This window comes from Hominiventricola sp. (assembly GCF_057604405.1).
The window spans coordinates 44688-61739 of sequence record NZ_DBLYVB010000006.1; the positions used below are offsets into that span (position 1 = coordinate 44688).

The 17052-nt window shown below is 43.1% G+C and carries 7 protein-coding genes, 1 tRNA gene and 1 riboswitch; all 8 genes read right to left on the minus strand.

Translation table 11 applies throughout. From position 1 onward, the window contains the following. Positions 1 to 10: 10 nt before the first annotated feature. The gene (locus tag ACZMB2_RS05810; RefSeq protein WP_487595943.1) at positions 11 to 736 is read right to left on the minus strand and encodes a dockerin type I repeat-containing protein; all 726 of its coding nucleotides are present in this window, start codon (positions 734 to 736) and stop codon (positions 11 to 13) included. Between the two features lie 30 nt (positions 737 to 766). Beyond that, a complete protein-coding gene (locus tag ACZMB2_RS05815) occupies positions 767 to 2821 on the minus strand; it encodes a cohesin domain-containing protein (RefSeq protein WP_487595944.1) in 2055 nt (684 codons plus the stop codon). An 18-nt stretch (positions 2822 to 2839) separates the two neighbouring features. After that, positions 2840 to 5989, minus strand: coding sequence for a dockerin type I domain-containing protein (locus ACZMB2_RS05820; RefSeq protein WP_487595945.1), 3150 nt, complete (start codon positions 5987 to 5989; stop codon positions 2840 to 2842). A gap of 151 nt (positions 5990 to 6140) precedes the next feature. Then, positions 6141 to 6345, minus strand: a riboswitch (cobalamin riboswitch). A 2-nt stretch (positions 6346 to 6347) separates the two neighbouring features. Next, positions 6348 to 7193 (minus strand): leucine-rich repeat domain-containing protein, encoded by an 846-nt coding sequence (locus tag ACZMB2_RS05825; protein ID WP_118771491.1) that lies wholly within the window; start codon positions 7191 to 7193, stop codon positions 6348 to 6350. 436 nt (positions 7194 to 7629) lie between these two features. Continuing rightward, positions 7630 to 7703 (minus strand) — tRNA-Pro (locus tag ACZMB2_RS05830). A gap of 164 nt (positions 7704 to 7867) precedes the next feature. After that, positions 7868 to 10759 carry an autotransporter outer membrane beta-barrel domain-containing protein gene (locus ACZMB2_RS05835; protein ID WP_487595946.1) on the minus strand — a complete coding sequence of 964 codons (2892 nt, stop codon included), beginning with the start codon at positions 10757 to 10759 and terminating at the stop codon, positions 7868 to 7870. Between the two features lie 89 nt (positions 10760 to 10848). Next, complete coding sequence (locus tag ACZMB2_RS05840) at positions 10849 to 15369, minus strand: hypothetical protein (RefSeq protein WP_487595947.1); 4521 nt, start codon at positions 15367 to 15369, stop codon at positions 10849 to 10851. Between the two features lie 286 nt (positions 15370 to 15655). Beyond that, a complete protein-coding gene (locus ACZMB2_RS05845) occupies positions 15656 to 16561 on the minus strand; it encodes an InlB B-repeat-containing protein (protein WP_487595948.1) in 906 nt (301 codons plus the stop codon). Positions 16562 to 17052: the final 491 nt, after the last annotated feature.

Consider the following 17052-nt stretch of genomic DNA (forward strand, 5'->3'; position numbering starts at 1 on the left):
GTCTCCCTTATTACTTGCTTTCTGCCGGAAATTCTGCAATTTTTCCATTGACGCGGGCATAAATCATTGCCGCATCTGCCGTATTAATCTTGCCATCTCCATTTACATCCGCTACTTTTTGCTGTTCTTCTTTAAGTGTTACCTTGCCATTAATGCTTGCGTAGGTTAATGCAGCATCCGCTGTATTAATCTTACCGTCTCCGTTTACATCTCCATATACTATAGAAGATTTTACATCATAACTTACCTTACCATTGTCCGTTTCCTTCAATGTATTCCAGTAATCCGTTGTAGCAAAATGCTCACGTTCTACTCGAAATGTATCTTTCCAATCCGCTGTCATATCTTTTTTCGCCGTAAATGTCAGCTGACAGATCTCCCCGCTTCGTAGAGCAACTCCTTCAGATGTTGTATCTACAAAATTAACACTATAACAAGGTTTTTGTTCCGAACCATAGGTCATCGCTTTTGTACTGACCTGTGCGTCTTCACATGCGGTTCCTATCGTACTCTTCTTCAGAGAGAAACTATCCGTATCAAAATAAACCCGGTAGTCGAAACAGATCACATCATTCACTGCTTCATCCAGTGTCAAGGTCAATGTAATATCACTTCCACTGGTCACCTTCGTCTGATCGGATGTCACTTTTACCTCAGCAGCCGACACTGGCAGACCGGAACCGGCCGCCAGTATCAGTGCAAGAAGAGCTGTAAATCCTCTTCTTCCATATTTCATATAGGTATTCTCCTTCTAAAACCAAACCCTTTATTTCAGAATCTCAGATACAACTGCTGCTGCATCCGCAACCGTCAGATTTTTACTTCCATTCATATCAGCACGGAGGAATCTCTCTACAGATAAGATATCAAAATCGTCATATACTGGTTTGTACATATCATATACAAGCTGGGCATCGTTGATATCGATCTGGCCTGTCTTGTTGACATCTCCAGAATAATCAATTTCTGTCTTGGTTCCTTCCACACTTCCAAGATGTTTTACTGCTTCTTCTTTCATTTCCTGCTCAGCCTTATCAGAAATTACAAGACAGCAGTATCCGTCATACTTTTCAGACCAGTACATTGCGGAACCGTCATAAGTAAGTACTTTTCCTTCTGTCAGAGAACTGTCATTTGCAACAACCAGATACATTACCTTGCCATTCAGTTTCACATACTGATATACTTCTGCGGTTTTGTTCGGGTTTTTAGCCACATTTACCATAATGTTTGCACCGTCAATATCAGCTGCTGCAATGGTATAGGTACCGTCTCCATTATCTTTTACATTAACCGTATTCTCGCCTTTTACTGCGGTTACTGCATATACAAAATCTGCCGCTTTTGTAATCTTGAAAGTAAAGTCCTGATGAAGCGGAGCATTCTGACTGGTTCCTCCAACTACATCTCCGGCACCCTCACCTTCAAAAGTAACTGTTCCTGCTGTCTGCTCTTTGGCCACATTAATCTCTACTGGACCTGTAATCTTATCCCCTGCAATCTTGTACTGATTTGCAGTTCCTTCCTGAAGTTCTGAAGTAATCTCTGTACCACCAGCTGTAATCTTTACCGTATAAGCATAGTTGCTATCCTGCGTTAAAGTATAAGTATAATCCGTTCCATAGGTTGCTTTTGCCGGTGCCGTTACATCTGCAGCGCCATTTCCGGTAACTGTTACCTCATATTGTTTAGCTGTTTTGGTTGCAGTTACGGTAATGTTTCCATTGATCTGCTCTTTACTGATGGTGTAACTTCCGTCCTTATTGTCTGTCACTGTAAGCTGAGTATCACCGATCTTCGCAATTACATCATAATCATAATGTGTATTTTTTGCAGTAAAGGTATAATCTGCATCCGGAGTTGCAGTGCCTGCACCCTCAAAGTCGTCCGGAAGGGTTACCGTATATCCACCGACCGTAATGGTAACTTTATCAGTAACCTTTGTTGCTTCCGGCGCGTCATCACTGATTGCATGATCTGCCTTATCTACTTTTGCAGAAGTAAATGCCACTTCTGCCGTGCCCACCTGCTGTGCCTTAAAGTTCAGAGTAAATGCGTTGCCGAGCTGCTTTTCTTCACCATAACCAGTAACTCTTACACTTCCATTGGACACATCATTCGTGATGGTATATCCTTCACCAAGTGAAGTAGTATCCAGTGCCAGTTTCTCTTTATCATACTTAAGCGTTACATCCACCGCATTGTAAGTTGTTGCATTATCAGAGGCAATCTTTACAGTTACCGGTGCGGTTTCACCCATCTGAACTGTCTGGGTTCCTTCAAGATCCACTTTATAAGATGCTGTAGCCGGTGCCGGAGTTACCGTAACACTGACCGGATCTCCCGCAGTTACTTTATCTGCATCTACTTCTACCCATGTAGTATCCATAACAGATTCTCTTTTTACTTTAAAAGATACATCATCACTGGATGAAATATCATCTTTAGCAGTAAAAGTCAGGTTATAGATAGTTCCAGCTTTGATCGTAACTCCCTCAGAAGAAGGATCTACAAAGCTGACCACATAATACGCGCCATCTGCATCTGTCATAGGAGAAGAAATCTTCATACCATTACAAGAATTTCCATTTTCAGATCCTGTCATAGTAAATTTATCCGAATTATAGTAAAGCCAATATTCAAATGAGGTACAATTTGCAATATCTTCATCCAAAGTCAAAGTTACGGTAACGCTTTCTCCTGCTGCCACACTTGTCTTATCTACTGATGGTTTCACCGAACCGGCAAATGCTTCCAGAGTAAAGCCAAACATCATGCAGAAGCATAAGATGAATGAAATTGCTTTCTTTATCTGTCTCATACAAAATTCTCCTTTTTATTATTTTGCTGCTGGAAATGTTTCTATTTTTCCATTGACACGCGCATAAATAAGTGCTGCATCTCCGCTGTTAATTTTTCCATCTCCATTTACATCAGCTGCTTTCAACTGACCTTCTTTGAATTTTATTTTTCCATTGACATATGCATAAGTCAGTGCTGCATCTCCGCTATTAATTTTTCCATCACCATTCACATCACCATAAACAACCGTAGACTTTCCGAATGTGGTAGTCAGCGTCTTCAGTCCATAATTTGCATTGTCAAATCCATAAGTATAAGTAACAAGATAAGTACCATCATCCTGTTTCGTCACTTTTACATCATCACTGATATCTCTCCGCTCACCGTTTTTCAGATTGGATACGACCTTTAATCCTTCCGCAGTAATGGTTCCATCTTTCTCTATAACAGAAGTAGGTTGCTCCGTTACCTCAATAGATTCAATCTTAGATGTAATCGCCATCATGTAACAGCTATCGTTTTTGTAGTAGATCGTTCCATATTCATCTGCAATGGTAGAACAGATACAATACTGTGCCAGAGGACTTACCGGGGTAAATACTTCACTGTAACCAGAATCTGTTGTGGTCAGTGGTGCTGTCTGACCTTTCTTATCTTTCAATACAGAAACACCACCCGGCGTATAGTTATACGGGAGGTAGATATATACATATCCATCCTCATCTACATATCCCGTCGTTACCATAGCAGAAGTCTGCGGATAACCAAGGATTGCATATGCATATGCCTGGGTCATGGAACCATCCTCATTCAGATCATACACGCCAATGGCATGTCCTGAATTTTTCCCAAACTGGCTACTTCCTGAAATTCCAATATAAATTCTTCCGTTATACACAGATGGTGTACAGGTGGACATTGCCTGTGTATTTCCCTGTGCATCTGTAATTACTACAGACTGTTTATCTGTGATTTTCCCAGTCTCCCAGTCAATCTGTGCATTGCAGAGAACACCACCCTTACTGGTGAAAAATACTCTGTCAGATTCCGGATCGTGAGAAACATTGGATCGGATATCTCCGCGGATACCATCCCAGGAATCTACTACCTCTCCGGTCTCCCGGTCAAATACCAACAGACTTGCACCTTCCGTGCTATATCCACTGGCTCCATCATCAGTTCCTACTACCGCAAATTTGTCTGTTACATAAGCGCCGGCCCAGTAAAATCCTCCTGCCCGCTTATATGTCCAGGAAGCGACCTTTGCTTCTGTTTCTTCAGACGGCTCTTCATCGGCTACGCTAATACATGCGAAGTTAGCATCTTTCTCCTCACTGTTCCAGAATCCAGCATAGACATAACCATCTTTGTACGTAATCGGACAGTTCGGCTGGCCTTTCAGTTCATCCTGATATACCCAGAGGGAAGTCAGATCCTTTGCATTAAATGCCTGAATTCTTCCATCACTTAATCCCACAAAAATCATGCCATCGCCATAGGTTGCCGGAACAATGGAGAAACTGGAGGAACCTACCATAGTACCTTCCGCTACAACTGCTCCTGTGTTTCTGTCCAGTTTGCGGATTGTAGAACCTGTGTAAGTTACCAGATCTCCATCCACCATAATCGGAGATCCCGGTGCTGCTGCCCATCCTGTTCCGTATTTTACTGCCCAGAGCAGTTCTGCATCATCCGGATTATACGGCGTTTTTGATGTCGTAATACCTAACTCATCATCACCGTTTCGGAAATTTCCCCACTGTGCATAGATGGTCTTGTCGATATCATTATTGTCTTCTGCCCTCTCCAGCGTGATCTCCGCTGTACCTGCTTTTGCTACAAAATTATTTTTCTGGCCAATATAGCCATTTTTTGTTACAACATAGCTGTAGGTATCTCCGATCTGAAGTGTCCATGTTTTATCATGATTCGGCCAGATTCTGACACCTTTGGCATCCCGTACTACTACCAGTGCATCTTCCGGATTTGTTTCAAAAGAAACTTCTCCACTACCCAGATTTTCTATTCTGGTAATCTTTATCTTATAATCAGTACTAACATGCTCTACCGGATCAATCACCGAAACATTGATCTCATTCTCACCAAGCTGCAGTGGGATTTCATTACTGCTTTCCCCATTATACTGAATAACATAAGTTTTATCAGTAATTTCTTCCTGTTGGGCAGCTGTAATGACTACCGTATCTGCCTTTGTAGTTGCTGTCATATTCTGCCAGGTCTTACGATTGCTTTCTGTTGCTTCCCACTGAAATCCATTATCAATCTCAATTTCTGATCCGGATTTGTCTGCAAGTGCAAGTGTTTTCAGACAGGGAAGTCTTTTCACATGTACGGTTACCGTCTGCTCTTTCTTTTCTGATATAGAAGAAGCAGTAACCTTCATATCCTGTCCTGCACTTGATGCTTTCTTGGTCACTCCAAGGAGTCTTGTTCCAACACCTGATGTCAGTTTCTCGCTTTTTGCTTTTCCTGTAAACATCTGAGTCCAGTCAACAGAGAGTGTCGTATCCGCCGGTGCATCATCTGCAAGCGTTGCTATAATATAAGGCATTGCTGACTGTGCATCCGGAATATAGATTGTACAGTCTTCCGTTCCATTCCAGTGCCCTTCGATTTCCTTATCCGGCGCCTTATTTACATAAGATTCGAAGAACTTCACTCCCTGCAGATACTTTACAGATTCAGCTGCCTGCGCTGCAACCGATGTTTCCTGTTCTTCCTGAGCTGCCTGATCCGCAGTCGGTTCTGTGATTTGTTCTTCCTGTGTCTCTTCTTTCGGAGCAGATTCCGTCACCTGTTCCTCCTGTTTTACTTCTTCCTGACCAGGCTCCGTCGTCTGTTCTTCCTGTTTTTCTTTTCCCTGACCAGGCTCCGTCGTCTGCTCTTTCTGTTCCTCTTCTCCCTGAGCAGGCTCCGTCGTCTGCTCTTCCTGTTTCTCTTCTTCCTGACCAGGCTCCGTCACCTGTTCTTGTTCACCAGCTGTTTCATCGCCAGCTTCCTTTGTTTCATCAGTCACTTCCGCCTGTTCCTGACTCTCATCCTGAACAGCCGTCAACTCTGATGCTGCCGCTGCTTCTGCCGCATTTGCTTCCACAGGCAGACTGCCTGTTACCATAGCGCAGGTTAATATCAGCGCTAACACAGAAGCACATGTCTTTCTTTTCATCTTTTTCCCTCCTTATGATGATTTATTTTAAAAACGGGCAATTTCTCTTCCGCTGAAGTTACACATCCGTCGTGCAAACTTACAAAAAAAGCTGCAGAACTTAAAAGTTCTGCAGCCGTTTTTCTGCCAGTTTCAAAATATGTAATTAATTCTATCGAAAGTTTCTTCAGCAGGTCTTCTGATTTACATCTCAAGCGCTGGCTATTCTGCCTTCCCAGTCCCCCAGTGGCCGACTTGCGTCCTTGAATATCAACATCGATGCTTACAGCGGCGGTGCCATCCGGGAATCTCACCCGGTTCTCTCTTAGCTTTTTGTTCTTCTCAGTTCAAAAAGCACTGAAGTCTTACTTTCTACGATTTATAAATACTCACACAGAAAATCATTCTCCTGGCAATACTTATCAATTTTGCTGCCTTTTCTGCAACGTATGGTACAACTTCTGTTTACAATCCAGTCTCCTACAACCTCTGGATCACCTGGAATTTCCAGAACTTTTAATCGGTTACATCCGTGGAATACCCATTTGCCAATTATTTTTACAGATTCCGGAATTCGCACATATTCTAACTGCGTACACTTAAAAAATGCGCTGTCACTAATCTTTACCAATCCATTCGGAAGATGCAGTTCCGTTAATCCATTTTGATAAAATGCTTCTTCTTCGATTTCTTTCAATGTGGCAGGAAATTGAATGCCATCCAGCTCTTTGCATTTATAAAAAGCTCTAGGTCCAACTTTTTCCAGCTTTTCAGGAAGTACAATGAGCTGAAGTCGATTGCATTCACGGAATACTTCTGGAGAAATCACGGTACTGAGATTTTCTGTTTCATATCGTATCTCTCGAACAGCTTTATTTTCCATAAATGCATTTTTCTCTATATAACGGAGACTCTTTGGAATATCCAACGTTTTCAAACTGGTACATCCCTGAAATGCACTTCTCTGTACGGTTCGCACCCCATCAAGGGTAAGGAACCGCAGATTGCTGCAGCCCTGAAATGCTTCTTCCCCAATTTCTTTTACACTATTCCCGATCTGCAACCGTTTCATCTTAATATTATTCTTCATTGCACCGCTTCCAATTCTGCGGTACGGCTCCGCAATTCTTATCTCACGGTCAACCATTGACTTGCCCAAGCGCCTGTCAAACACATCATAATTGCGGTCTGATACCCAGACTCCGGTATGATAAATATTTCCCATAATTCCCCTTACTGATATTCTGTCTCGTTAAGATTAGCTATCCCTAATAATAAAAAAACACGTTTGCCCATGATACGCAAACGTGTTTATGCTCTGTCAAAAAATATCCAGTTATCGTATGAAAATCAAACCGTGATCAGTAGACTTCCTGGGTCACATTTCAAAATTCTGTTCTGGATTTTACCATTTTACAGATCTCTTCATGTTCACAGCGGCGTTGCCCCTTCGGATTTGCACCAAATTGTCTTTTCAGTTCTGTTGCTGTATATACAGTACCAGACACTCTGTATCACTTATGAGTATAGCTCATAAATCGTTAAAAAGCAATGCTTATTTGTCACCTTTTTAACGTAATTTATAAAAAAAAAGCCGGAACCATAACTGATTCCGGTTCTGTTCAGTTATCCAGCAGATAACTGACGCCCCTGCCAAGGAGTCGATGCGACAGGATTTGAACCTGCGACCTCTGCGTCCCGAACGCAGCGCTCTACCAAGCTGAGCCACGCATCGTTATTGTGTTTTGCCCCATCACCAGAGCACTTGCTTAGTATACATCGGTTTTGGGGATTTGTAAAGAGTTTTTTTTATTTTTTTAAATTTTTTTATTTTGGCTCAAAAAGCAGACCAGAAAGCAGGAAAATCTGAGGTCTTCCTGCTTTCTGAATATGAATATGTTAATTATTCATAAAATGATTTACTACTGCGGTCGCATCTTCAACCGTTACCGTTTTGCTTCCATTAACATCAGCTTCCAGGAATTTTCTCATGGAAACATTGTCAAAGTCACTATATTTTGCATTATACATATCGTAAACCAGCTGTGCATCGTTGATATCTACTAAATTACTTCGGTTCACATCAAAATCATATGCCAGTTCAACCTTCTCCGCAGACACCTCAGCAATCTTTGATGCAGCCTCCGTCTTCATCTGTTCTTCTGTATTTGCAGAAATCACAAGATAACTGTATGCATCGTATTCTTTTGACCAGAACATTGCGCTGCCATCATAACCCAGTACCTTGTCCTCTGATACAGTGCCTGAAGCGGTAACCAGCCACATGCTCGTTTCTTCCAGATCAAGATATTTAGATACCTGTACTTCCAGCTTCTGTTCTTCTTCTTTTTCTACCGTAACTGTCAGCTGTCCTCCGGTCAGTTTATTTCCCGGAATGGTATATTTGCCATCTTCTCCTGCGGTCAGTTCGTCGTCTCCCAGTTTTACAGTGTAAATATAACCATCTTCCTTATCAAGCTCAAAGGCAAAGTCTTCTCCATTATTTGCTTTCTGGGATGTTCCACCCTTAACATCTCCGGAACCGCTTCCTGCGAAAATGACCTCTGTCATTGTTTCCGGCTTCCGGGTCTTTTCAACAGTAATGACAATATCACCAGTCACATCAGAACCTGCAATAGTATAAGTCTTTTCGTCTGCGCCCAATACTGCACTGACAGTAGTCTCGCCTGCTTTTACCGTTACATCATAAGTATAGTTGGCATCCTTATCCAGGGTAAAGGTATAATCCTTCGTATAAGTTGCTTTATCAGCAGCTGTTACATCATCTTTTCCACTGCCTGCTACTGTAACATTATAAGTTTTTGGCGTCTTGCTGGAAGTGATGGTCAGATTTCCGGTAACATTCTTGATCGTATAAGAACCGTCTTTATTGTCTATTACGTCTGCTGTATCTTCGCCCATCTTTGCATCAATGGTGTAATCATAATGGAGATCTTTTGCAGTAAATGTATAGTCTGCACCAGCATCTACCTTGCTGTCGCCTATAAAGTCATCACTCAGATCAACTTTGTATCCGCCTACCGTAATCGTCACAGTTCCGTTTGCAATGGTCGCTTCCGGTGCATCCTGTTCTACTGCATTTGCAGACTTATCAATATTGGCAGCTGCTACAGTCACCTGTGCATCACCCGCGGATTTTCCTTCAAAGGTGATGACCAGCTTATCCGTGCCACAGGTTTTGTCGTCGCCATAACCGCCAATCTTCAAAACCCCATTCTCATCCTTTACATTCGCATCTGTATTGATGCCAACATAGTTCAATTTTTCCGCATCATAATTAACGGTAAAGTAATAAGCATTGTAAAGGTTCTCTTCTTCACTGCTGATATCGAGTGTTACCGTTGCCTTTTCACTTGCAGAAATATTTGCATCATCACCCACAGTTACCGTATAAGTGGTTGTAGAAACCGGCGGTTCCGGGTCCGGCTCTTCCTCCGGCTCCCAGGTAAGTTTCGGGTAAGAACCACTGACAGCCTCAAACTGACTTCCCATGGTTTTTGCAAAAGACTCAGACTTCATCTCATCTGACGTCTTTGTACCGTTATCAAAGAATGTACCACCATTATAACCAATCCAGTCTGCTGCCGCACTGTTCAAAGAATAAAGTTCCATTCCCATGGTATAATCCGCACTTCCAATTACACCGCCTGCATAAGTCCACCGGCTTGTATCAAGCGCAGTAATCGTACCTACATTATAGCAGTTCATAATTGTATTTTTGTTCGTTGGCTCACTGCCCCAAACTGTTGGAAATGTACCAACCACACCGCCTGCATATCCTTCATTGGTCAGAAGAATATCTCCGGTGTTGTAGCAGTTAAGAACTTTACATGGATATTCGCCTGCTGTTGCCGCATTTGTACTGATATCCAGATTACATTCACCTGCAATACCCGCCGCTCTGATTACACCGGTAATCTTTCCTTTATTTACACAGCCGTTAATATTGCTTCCATTTGAGTTTGCCACAATACCGCCTGCTGCTCCGTTATCAGAAGAAGTCGCTGTGACAGTACCGCTGTTTTTACAATTCTTAAATTCTGTTTTAATGCCTGCATATCCCAGAATACCTCCAGCTGCCCAGCCGCTGGTGATATTTCCCTGGTTCTCGCAGTTTTCAAATGTGGTACCAGTCATGGTGCTTCCTGACTGATACAGGATTGCAGAAGCAGTGATTCCGCCTGCTCTACAGGCGCCGCCGGTTCCGGTAACAGAAACGTTTACTTTGGAAACTAAATTCGTAAATTTAGACCCGTGATCTTGAGCTGCAACGCCTGCCGCATAGATAAATTTATAACTGCTTGCATCAGTTACATCTACATTTACCGCGCCTTCCACTGTTAAATCCTGAATTGTCGCCGTCTCTGTATACGCAAATAATGCAAGGCTGGAATCCGTCTCATCAGACGCATCATTAAAAGCAGCACTGATAGACAGTCCCTTTATGGTATGTCCATCACCATTGAACGTTCCGCCATACGGATAGGTGGAGGTACCAATCATATAATTTGGATACAGATTCTCTCCGCCAAGATCAATATCATCCGTCAGGATCGCTTTGTATTTCTTCCCCTCATACGCCTGCGTCTGTTGTGCAAACCACTCCAGTTCCCCTGCAGTACTGATCTGGTATACCCCATTTACCTGCTGTGGCACTGTAACTTCCGCCTGTGCTGCTGTTCCTGTAGTTTCTGCCGCCATCGCCCCCATGGGCATGATACTTAACATCATCGATGTCGCCAGAATACAGGAAAAAATTTGTTTCTTCATGTTCCTTTTTCCTCTCCTTTTTTTATTAAAGAAAGGCAGAAAACCTGTATAATTTTCTGCCTTCCAATGATGTCATATTACTTTTCTGATTATTTTCCGCTGTTCAATATGTAATGTACGGCTGCTGCTGCATCTTCAACCGTTACGGTTCCATCTGCAGTTACATCCGCTTCCAGGAACTTCCGCATAGATACGCTGTCAAAGTTCTCATATTTTGCATTGTACATGCCATATACAAGCTGTGCATCGTTGATATCTACCTGACCGCTTCGGTTTACATCAAAGTCGTAAGCCAGATCTGTCTTTGTTGCAGAAGCTTCTGCAATCTTTCCTGCTGCCTCTGTTTCCATCTCTGCTTTTGTCTTTTCAGAAACAACGAGATAGCTGTATGCATCGTACTTCTCTGACCAGAACATCGGATTGCTGTCATAAGCCAGTACCTTTCCTTCGGATACAGTACCTGAAGCTTTCACCAGCCACATGGTCTTGCCATTTAATACAATATACTGAGAAACCTCTACCTGGATCTTACTCTTTTCTGTCTTTTCTACAGTTACTGTAAACGCTGTTCCATTGATCTTGGAACCCAGAATCGTGTATTTTCCTCCTGCATCTGCAGTCAGAGTCTCATTATCAAGGGTAACGGTATACTCATAGCCGTTTTCTTCATTGATTTCAAACTTGAAATCTTTTCCATTCTCTGCGACCTGAGTTACTCCGCCTTTAACGTCAGCAGAACCGCTTCCTGTAAAGGTAATTTCTGTAGCAACACCTGAATTCAATTCCTTACTTACAGAAATGATGATATTTCCGGTTACATCTGCACCCTTGATGGTGTAGTTATCCTCACTGACAGTAGGCTGAATAGTATTTTCTCCTACTTTAATGTTCACCCCGTAGGTATACTTGGCATCTTTCGCCAGCTTGAAACTGTAATCCGTACCATAAGTTGCAGAATCTTCAGCTGTTACATCCGCTGCTCCGTCTCCTTCCACGGTAACTGTGTAAGTCTTTGGAGTCTTGGATGCTGCCTTAATGTTCAGATTTCCGGTAACATTACTGATGGTGAAAGTACCATCTCCATTATCTTTCACATCCGCTGTTCCGTCTCCCATCTTTGCATCGACGGTATAATTATAATGAGGATCTGCGGCAGCAAATGTATAATCAACACCCGGCATTACAGTGTCATTTCCAACAAAATTCTCATCAAGAGAAACGCGATATCCGCCAACAGAAATAGTTACTTCAGATGTCTCAATCAAAGCATCCGGTGCATCATGAATGGCAGCACTCAGTGACTTGTCAATTTTTGCAGAAGTTACATTGACTTTTGCTTCTCCGGAAGTCTTCCCTGTAAAGGTGAGAACCACATGATCCGTTCCGCAGGTTCTCGGATCACCGTAGCCTGCAATGGTCAGAGTACCATTTTCATCTTTTACAGTGGCCTCTGTGTTGATTCCTTTATAAATCAGCTTTTCAGCATCATAGGTTACATTAATAAAGTATGCATTGTAAACAGTCTCCTCATTATGGGTTACTGTCAGAGTCACTTCCGCATCTTCACCAAGCGTAATCTCGCTGTTCTTACTTGCGGAGATTGTGTATGCATCTGTCTCCGGAATATCCGGTTCATCCGGACCTTCAGAAATCTGCCATGTAAGAACCGGATAACCGTTATTGATCTTTCCAAGATCTCTCTTAAATGCATCTCCCAGAGCAGTTCTGAGAGCCGGAGATTTCAGCTGATTCGTTGTCTTTACTTCTGCTGCATTTTTATCTGCACTGATTACATCGCCAATTCCTTTTTCAGCAGTGCCATCCAGGTAATACAGATTCGTTGCAGGTTTCACCTCTACAAGATTCCCGGAAATCGCACCTACCCAGATACGGTCTCCCGTTTTTCCTGAAGTTACATTACCTGTGTTATAGCAGTTTTCAATGCTGCTAAAGATATTATTGCTTGAAGAACCGCTGCATCTTCCGGTAATTCCTCCGGCAAGTACCGTTGTATTGTTTCCCTCACAACGTACAGTCACATCTCCTGTATTGTAGCAGTTTCTGAGAATTCCCTGCCAGGAACCCACATTCTCTGCATGGGTACTCCGTCCATATGTAAAACCAGCTGCAATTCCGGCTGCCATGTTTTCACCGGAAATGTTTCCAGTATTCACACAATTCTCGACCGTACCACCTTCTCCGCTTTCGAGAACTCCCCCGGCAGAGCCATAAGAAGTAATCGTTCCAGTATTGATACAGTTTCTGATCGTCGCACCATGACCAAGCTTCCAGCAGATACCTCCAGCATATCCACTGCCGCTGATGCTTCCTCTGTTTTCGCAATTGCTGATCACCGTATTGGTAATGGTCGGATCTCCGCCATTCGGATCTTTCTCAGAGCAGAAGCTCGCATTAGCTACAACGCCTCCGACTTTTCCTCTTGCATATCCATTGGCATCATTCTTCACAGTGATATCCACATCATTGATTACATTTTCAATGGTGCCTCCATCTACTTCACTGATAACACCACCCATATAATAGAGGGAAAGCTTTTCTGTTGCCTGGGACGCGTCCAGTACCATCTGTCCATCCAGGATCAGATTCTTAACCGTACCTTTTACGACATACCCGAACATTCCCATATGAGTCGTAGAATTCTTTTGGATTGCGCGTTCATAATAATAACCGCTGATGGTATGGCCATCGCCATCAAAAGTTCCTCTATATCCGGTACCGTAACCGCTGGTACCTCCGAATTCATTGCCCGACCAGTTCTCATTATTAAGATTAATATCTGCTGTCAGTCTGGCAGAAATTCCCTCATTTCCGCTTACTCTGCTCTTCTTTGCAAACCACTTCAACTGTTCTGCATTGCTGATCAGATAGACACCATCTTCCTGAGCCGGTTCTACCTGCATGGTTACTTTATAGGACTTAAGGTTTGCGGACTGTGCCGTATCAGCTGTAGCATCTGCCGATTTATCAATCTTTGCAGACGTGATTTCCACATTGGCACTTCCCATTGCCTTTCCGGTAAAGGTAAGAACCAGATTGTCAGTCTCACAGGCTCTGTCCGTTCCACTGCCCGTAATGGTGAGAATTCCATTTTCATCCGTTACGGCAGCATCGGTATTGATTCCTTTGTACGTCAGCTTTTCCGCATCATACTGCACCGTAAGGAAATATGCATTATATGCAGCTTCTGTCTTGTGCGTCAGTGACAATGTCACTTCTACATCTTTGCCAATGCCAACATTGCTGTCTGCGCTGGCGGAAATGGTATATGCACTGGCGGAACTGCCAGCCGTCTGCCATGCAAGAATTGGATAGCCCTGATTGATATTTTCGGTGTCAGCTTTGAATGCCTCACCAAGAGTAGTCAGCATCTCGGAAGATTTCAGTTCATCCTCACTTTTTGCTACTGCTGTAGTCGTATCCGCAATTGTTCCATTTCCAATACCAACTGCTCCGCAGCCTCTTAAATAATAAAGATTCTTTGTCTCAACCTTTGAAAAGTATCCACTGATTGCACCAGCATAGAGAAATCCTTTTGTTCCCTCGGTACTCACAGTTCCAGCATTATAACAGTTTTCAATAGTGGCAATAACAGTTGAATCCTTTGATGAGCCATAACTTCTTCCTAAGACTCCACCGACATAAATATTTCCTGTATCTTCACGCCGTAAAAGAATATCTCCTGTATTATAACAGTTTCTGGTAACAGTCTTCCCAGTCGTTTTATATATATTTTCATACGCAATTCCAGCAGCACCGCTTGCACCTGAAATATTTCCTACATTGACGCAGCTTTCAATAACCGTTTCTGCACCTTTGGATACAACTCCTCCTGCCATACCATACAGAGAATTGATATTTCCGGAATTCAGACAGTTCTCAACGGTTGTACCTACACCGGCATCACCGCAAACGCCACCGGTACTTCTTCCGCCTGTAATATTGCCCAGATTCTTACAGTTCTTAATCGTAGCGCCGGTGGTTTCTCCCACAATACCGCCGGACACCCACTGAGCACGTTTGGACGTATCGTTTGTGATCACCATCTCTACGTTACTCACAACATTCTCAATGGTACCGTTTCTTACCACACCTGCAACACCGCCTACTCTATTACCACTGTTGCTGTTGGTAAGTGTATACTCAATCTTTCCTTCCACAGTCAGATTTTTTATCGTACCATTGGTAACAAGTCCAAATAAACCTACCCCATTGGACGAATAGGTTGCTGCTTTTTTCATATAGAAACCACTGATGGTATGTCCATCGCCATCAAAAGTTCCTGCATATCCTGTTGCCCTGGAGGTAATACCGTTACCACCCATCTCTTTGTTCTGCCAGTTCTGATTATTCAGATCGATATCTGATATCAGTCTGCCGGAAATTCCTTTTGTGGCAGTTAACCTGGTTTGTTTTGCAAACCAAAACAATTTCTCCGCACTGTCAATCAGATACACACCGTCCCCATCCGTTTCCGGTACCTTATACGAAGTGCCATTCCATCCAGCACCTTCTGCTGCCATGGCACCGACCGGCATGATGCTCAACATCACCAGTAACGCGAGAACAAAAGAAAAGATTCTTTTTCTCATTTTTTCCTTTTCCCTCTCTTCATTTTTTATTACAATCCACTTACTGTGGAATGTTTTCTTAATTTTGTGACACAAAAACGACTGCAGATTTCTCTGCAGCCGTCCTGCTGTTCGCCTAAAAAAAAATGAAAATATAATTGTAATTTGTATCCTTCACAGCAGATATCTGAGTTATGTCCGTTCTTCTGTCGGACAATTACAGCGACGCATTCCTCCCTGAATCTCACAGGGTTCTCTTTTCCTGCAGATTACCTTTTCCCAAGGCAACGCAGACTGTAAAGTTTATTTATGACTGTTTCTTTTTACGATACCATACCGCACCGCCTGCGGCAGCCGCCAAAATCACAATAACAACAATGATTCCGTACTGGCCTGTCTGCGACTCGCTCTGCGGTTCGCCCTCTGCCCATTTTGCATAAAGGGTCATGTTTCCTTTAACTGTATCTTCTGAGAAATCCCATGCATTGTTCAGGTCCATATCGGTACACCATGCTTCCAGATAATAACCCTCCCGCACCGGATCCTCCGGTTTCTGCAGCTTCTCTCCCAGCACCGCCGTCACATCATCCACTGCGCTTCCGCCATTGGTTTCATAGTGAACCTTGCAGTCTGTGCTGACAACGACCGTCACATCTTTGGTCTCGGACGGATAAGAACCGGAACCGTCCTGATAGGATACCAGGCAGTCTTCATTGGAAATCGTGGAGCTCCCTTCCGTTCCGGTGACTTTCAGCTGAAAGGTTCCAATCAAAATGCTTGGCTGCCAGCTATCACCGCCGCTCATGGAAACATAGTTCATATAGAACTTTCTCATGTTATCTCTCATGGCAAGATCTCTGGTCTCAATACCGTTGGTCACCAATGCACTTCCATCTACCAATTCAAAGAAATTACTGTCATAAGCAATCTCATCCTGCATGGCATACATGGTATATGCTTCCTCTGCATCTGTCCGCTTCAGGGTAAAGGAAACCGTAATCACATCGCCGGGATTCACATTGACCGTATCTTTTCCATCTACTTCCAGCTGGAAAAGAAAACTTTCCTCGTCTCCTTCCGCTGCTGCAGCCGTACTTTCCTCCGTGGAGTCTGTTTCGTCCACACTTGCTGCATACACCGGCAGCATACTTCCCGCAAAAACAGTAAATGCTGTCAAAAATGCACCTACTTTTGCTATTGTTTTACTCTTCATAGTTCCTCCCAAGATAAGTTTTTCTATTGCCGTTCCTATACGACAAAAAAACAGCTGCAGAATACTCTGCAGCCGTCTGTCTTACTGTCCGTCATAAAAATGAAAATCAATTCAATTGTAACCAAAGTACTTTACAGCAGATGTCTGAGTTATGTTCGACACACTTTATCGAACAATTACAGCGACGCATTCCTCCCTGAATCTCACAGGGTTGTCTTTTCCTGTCCATTGTTTTCATCAAAACAACGCAGACTGTAATGCACAATTTCACTATAGCACATTCTTATTTTTTTGACAATCCATTAACAAAATTTTTCCCCGATCCAAATATTTTCCCAGTTCTTCCCTGCTCCTTGTAATATATTCATAGGTCACATACAACGGCTGTATCCGCCTGACTTTTGCAGCTAAATGGATATAAAAAACCCGCCAAACCTAGTAAATACAGGGCTTAAGGAAATGTGCTTCGATATGTTCTTTTGTCCAGACAT

What these genes read in the sequence shown, in the direction of transcription:
- ACZMB2_RS05825 (WP_118771491.1), bottom strand. Translation starts at nt 7,193, where the DNA reads ATGGGAAATATTTATCATACCGGAGTCTGGGTATCAGACCGCAATTAT.
- ACZMB2_RS05845 (WP_487595948.1), bottom strand. Translation starts at nt 16,561, where the DNA reads ATGAAGAGTAAAACAATAGCAAAAGTAGGTGCATTTTTGACAGCATTT.
- ACZMB2_RS05840 (WP_487595947.1), bottom strand. Translation starts at nt 15,369, where the DNA reads ATGAGAAAAAGAATCTTTTCTTTTGTTCTCGCGTTACTGGTGATGTTG.
- ACZMB2_RS05815 (WP_487595944.1), bottom strand. Translation starts at nt 2,821, where the DNA reads ATGAGACAGATAAAGAAAGCAATTTCATTCATCTTATGCTTCTGCATG.
- ACZMB2_RS05820 (WP_487595945.1), bottom strand. Translation starts at nt 5,989, where the DNA reads ATGAAAAGAAAGACATGTGCTTCTGTGTTAGCGCTGATATTAACCTGC.
- ACZMB2_RS05835 (WP_487595946.1), bottom strand. Translation starts at nt 10,759, where the DNA reads ATGAAGAAACAAATTTTTTCCTGTATTCTGGCGACATCGATGATGTTA.
- ACZMB2_RS05810 (WP_487595943.1), bottom strand. Translation starts at nt 736, where the DNA reads ATGAAATATGGAAGAAGAGGATTTACAGCTCTTCTTGCACTGATACTG.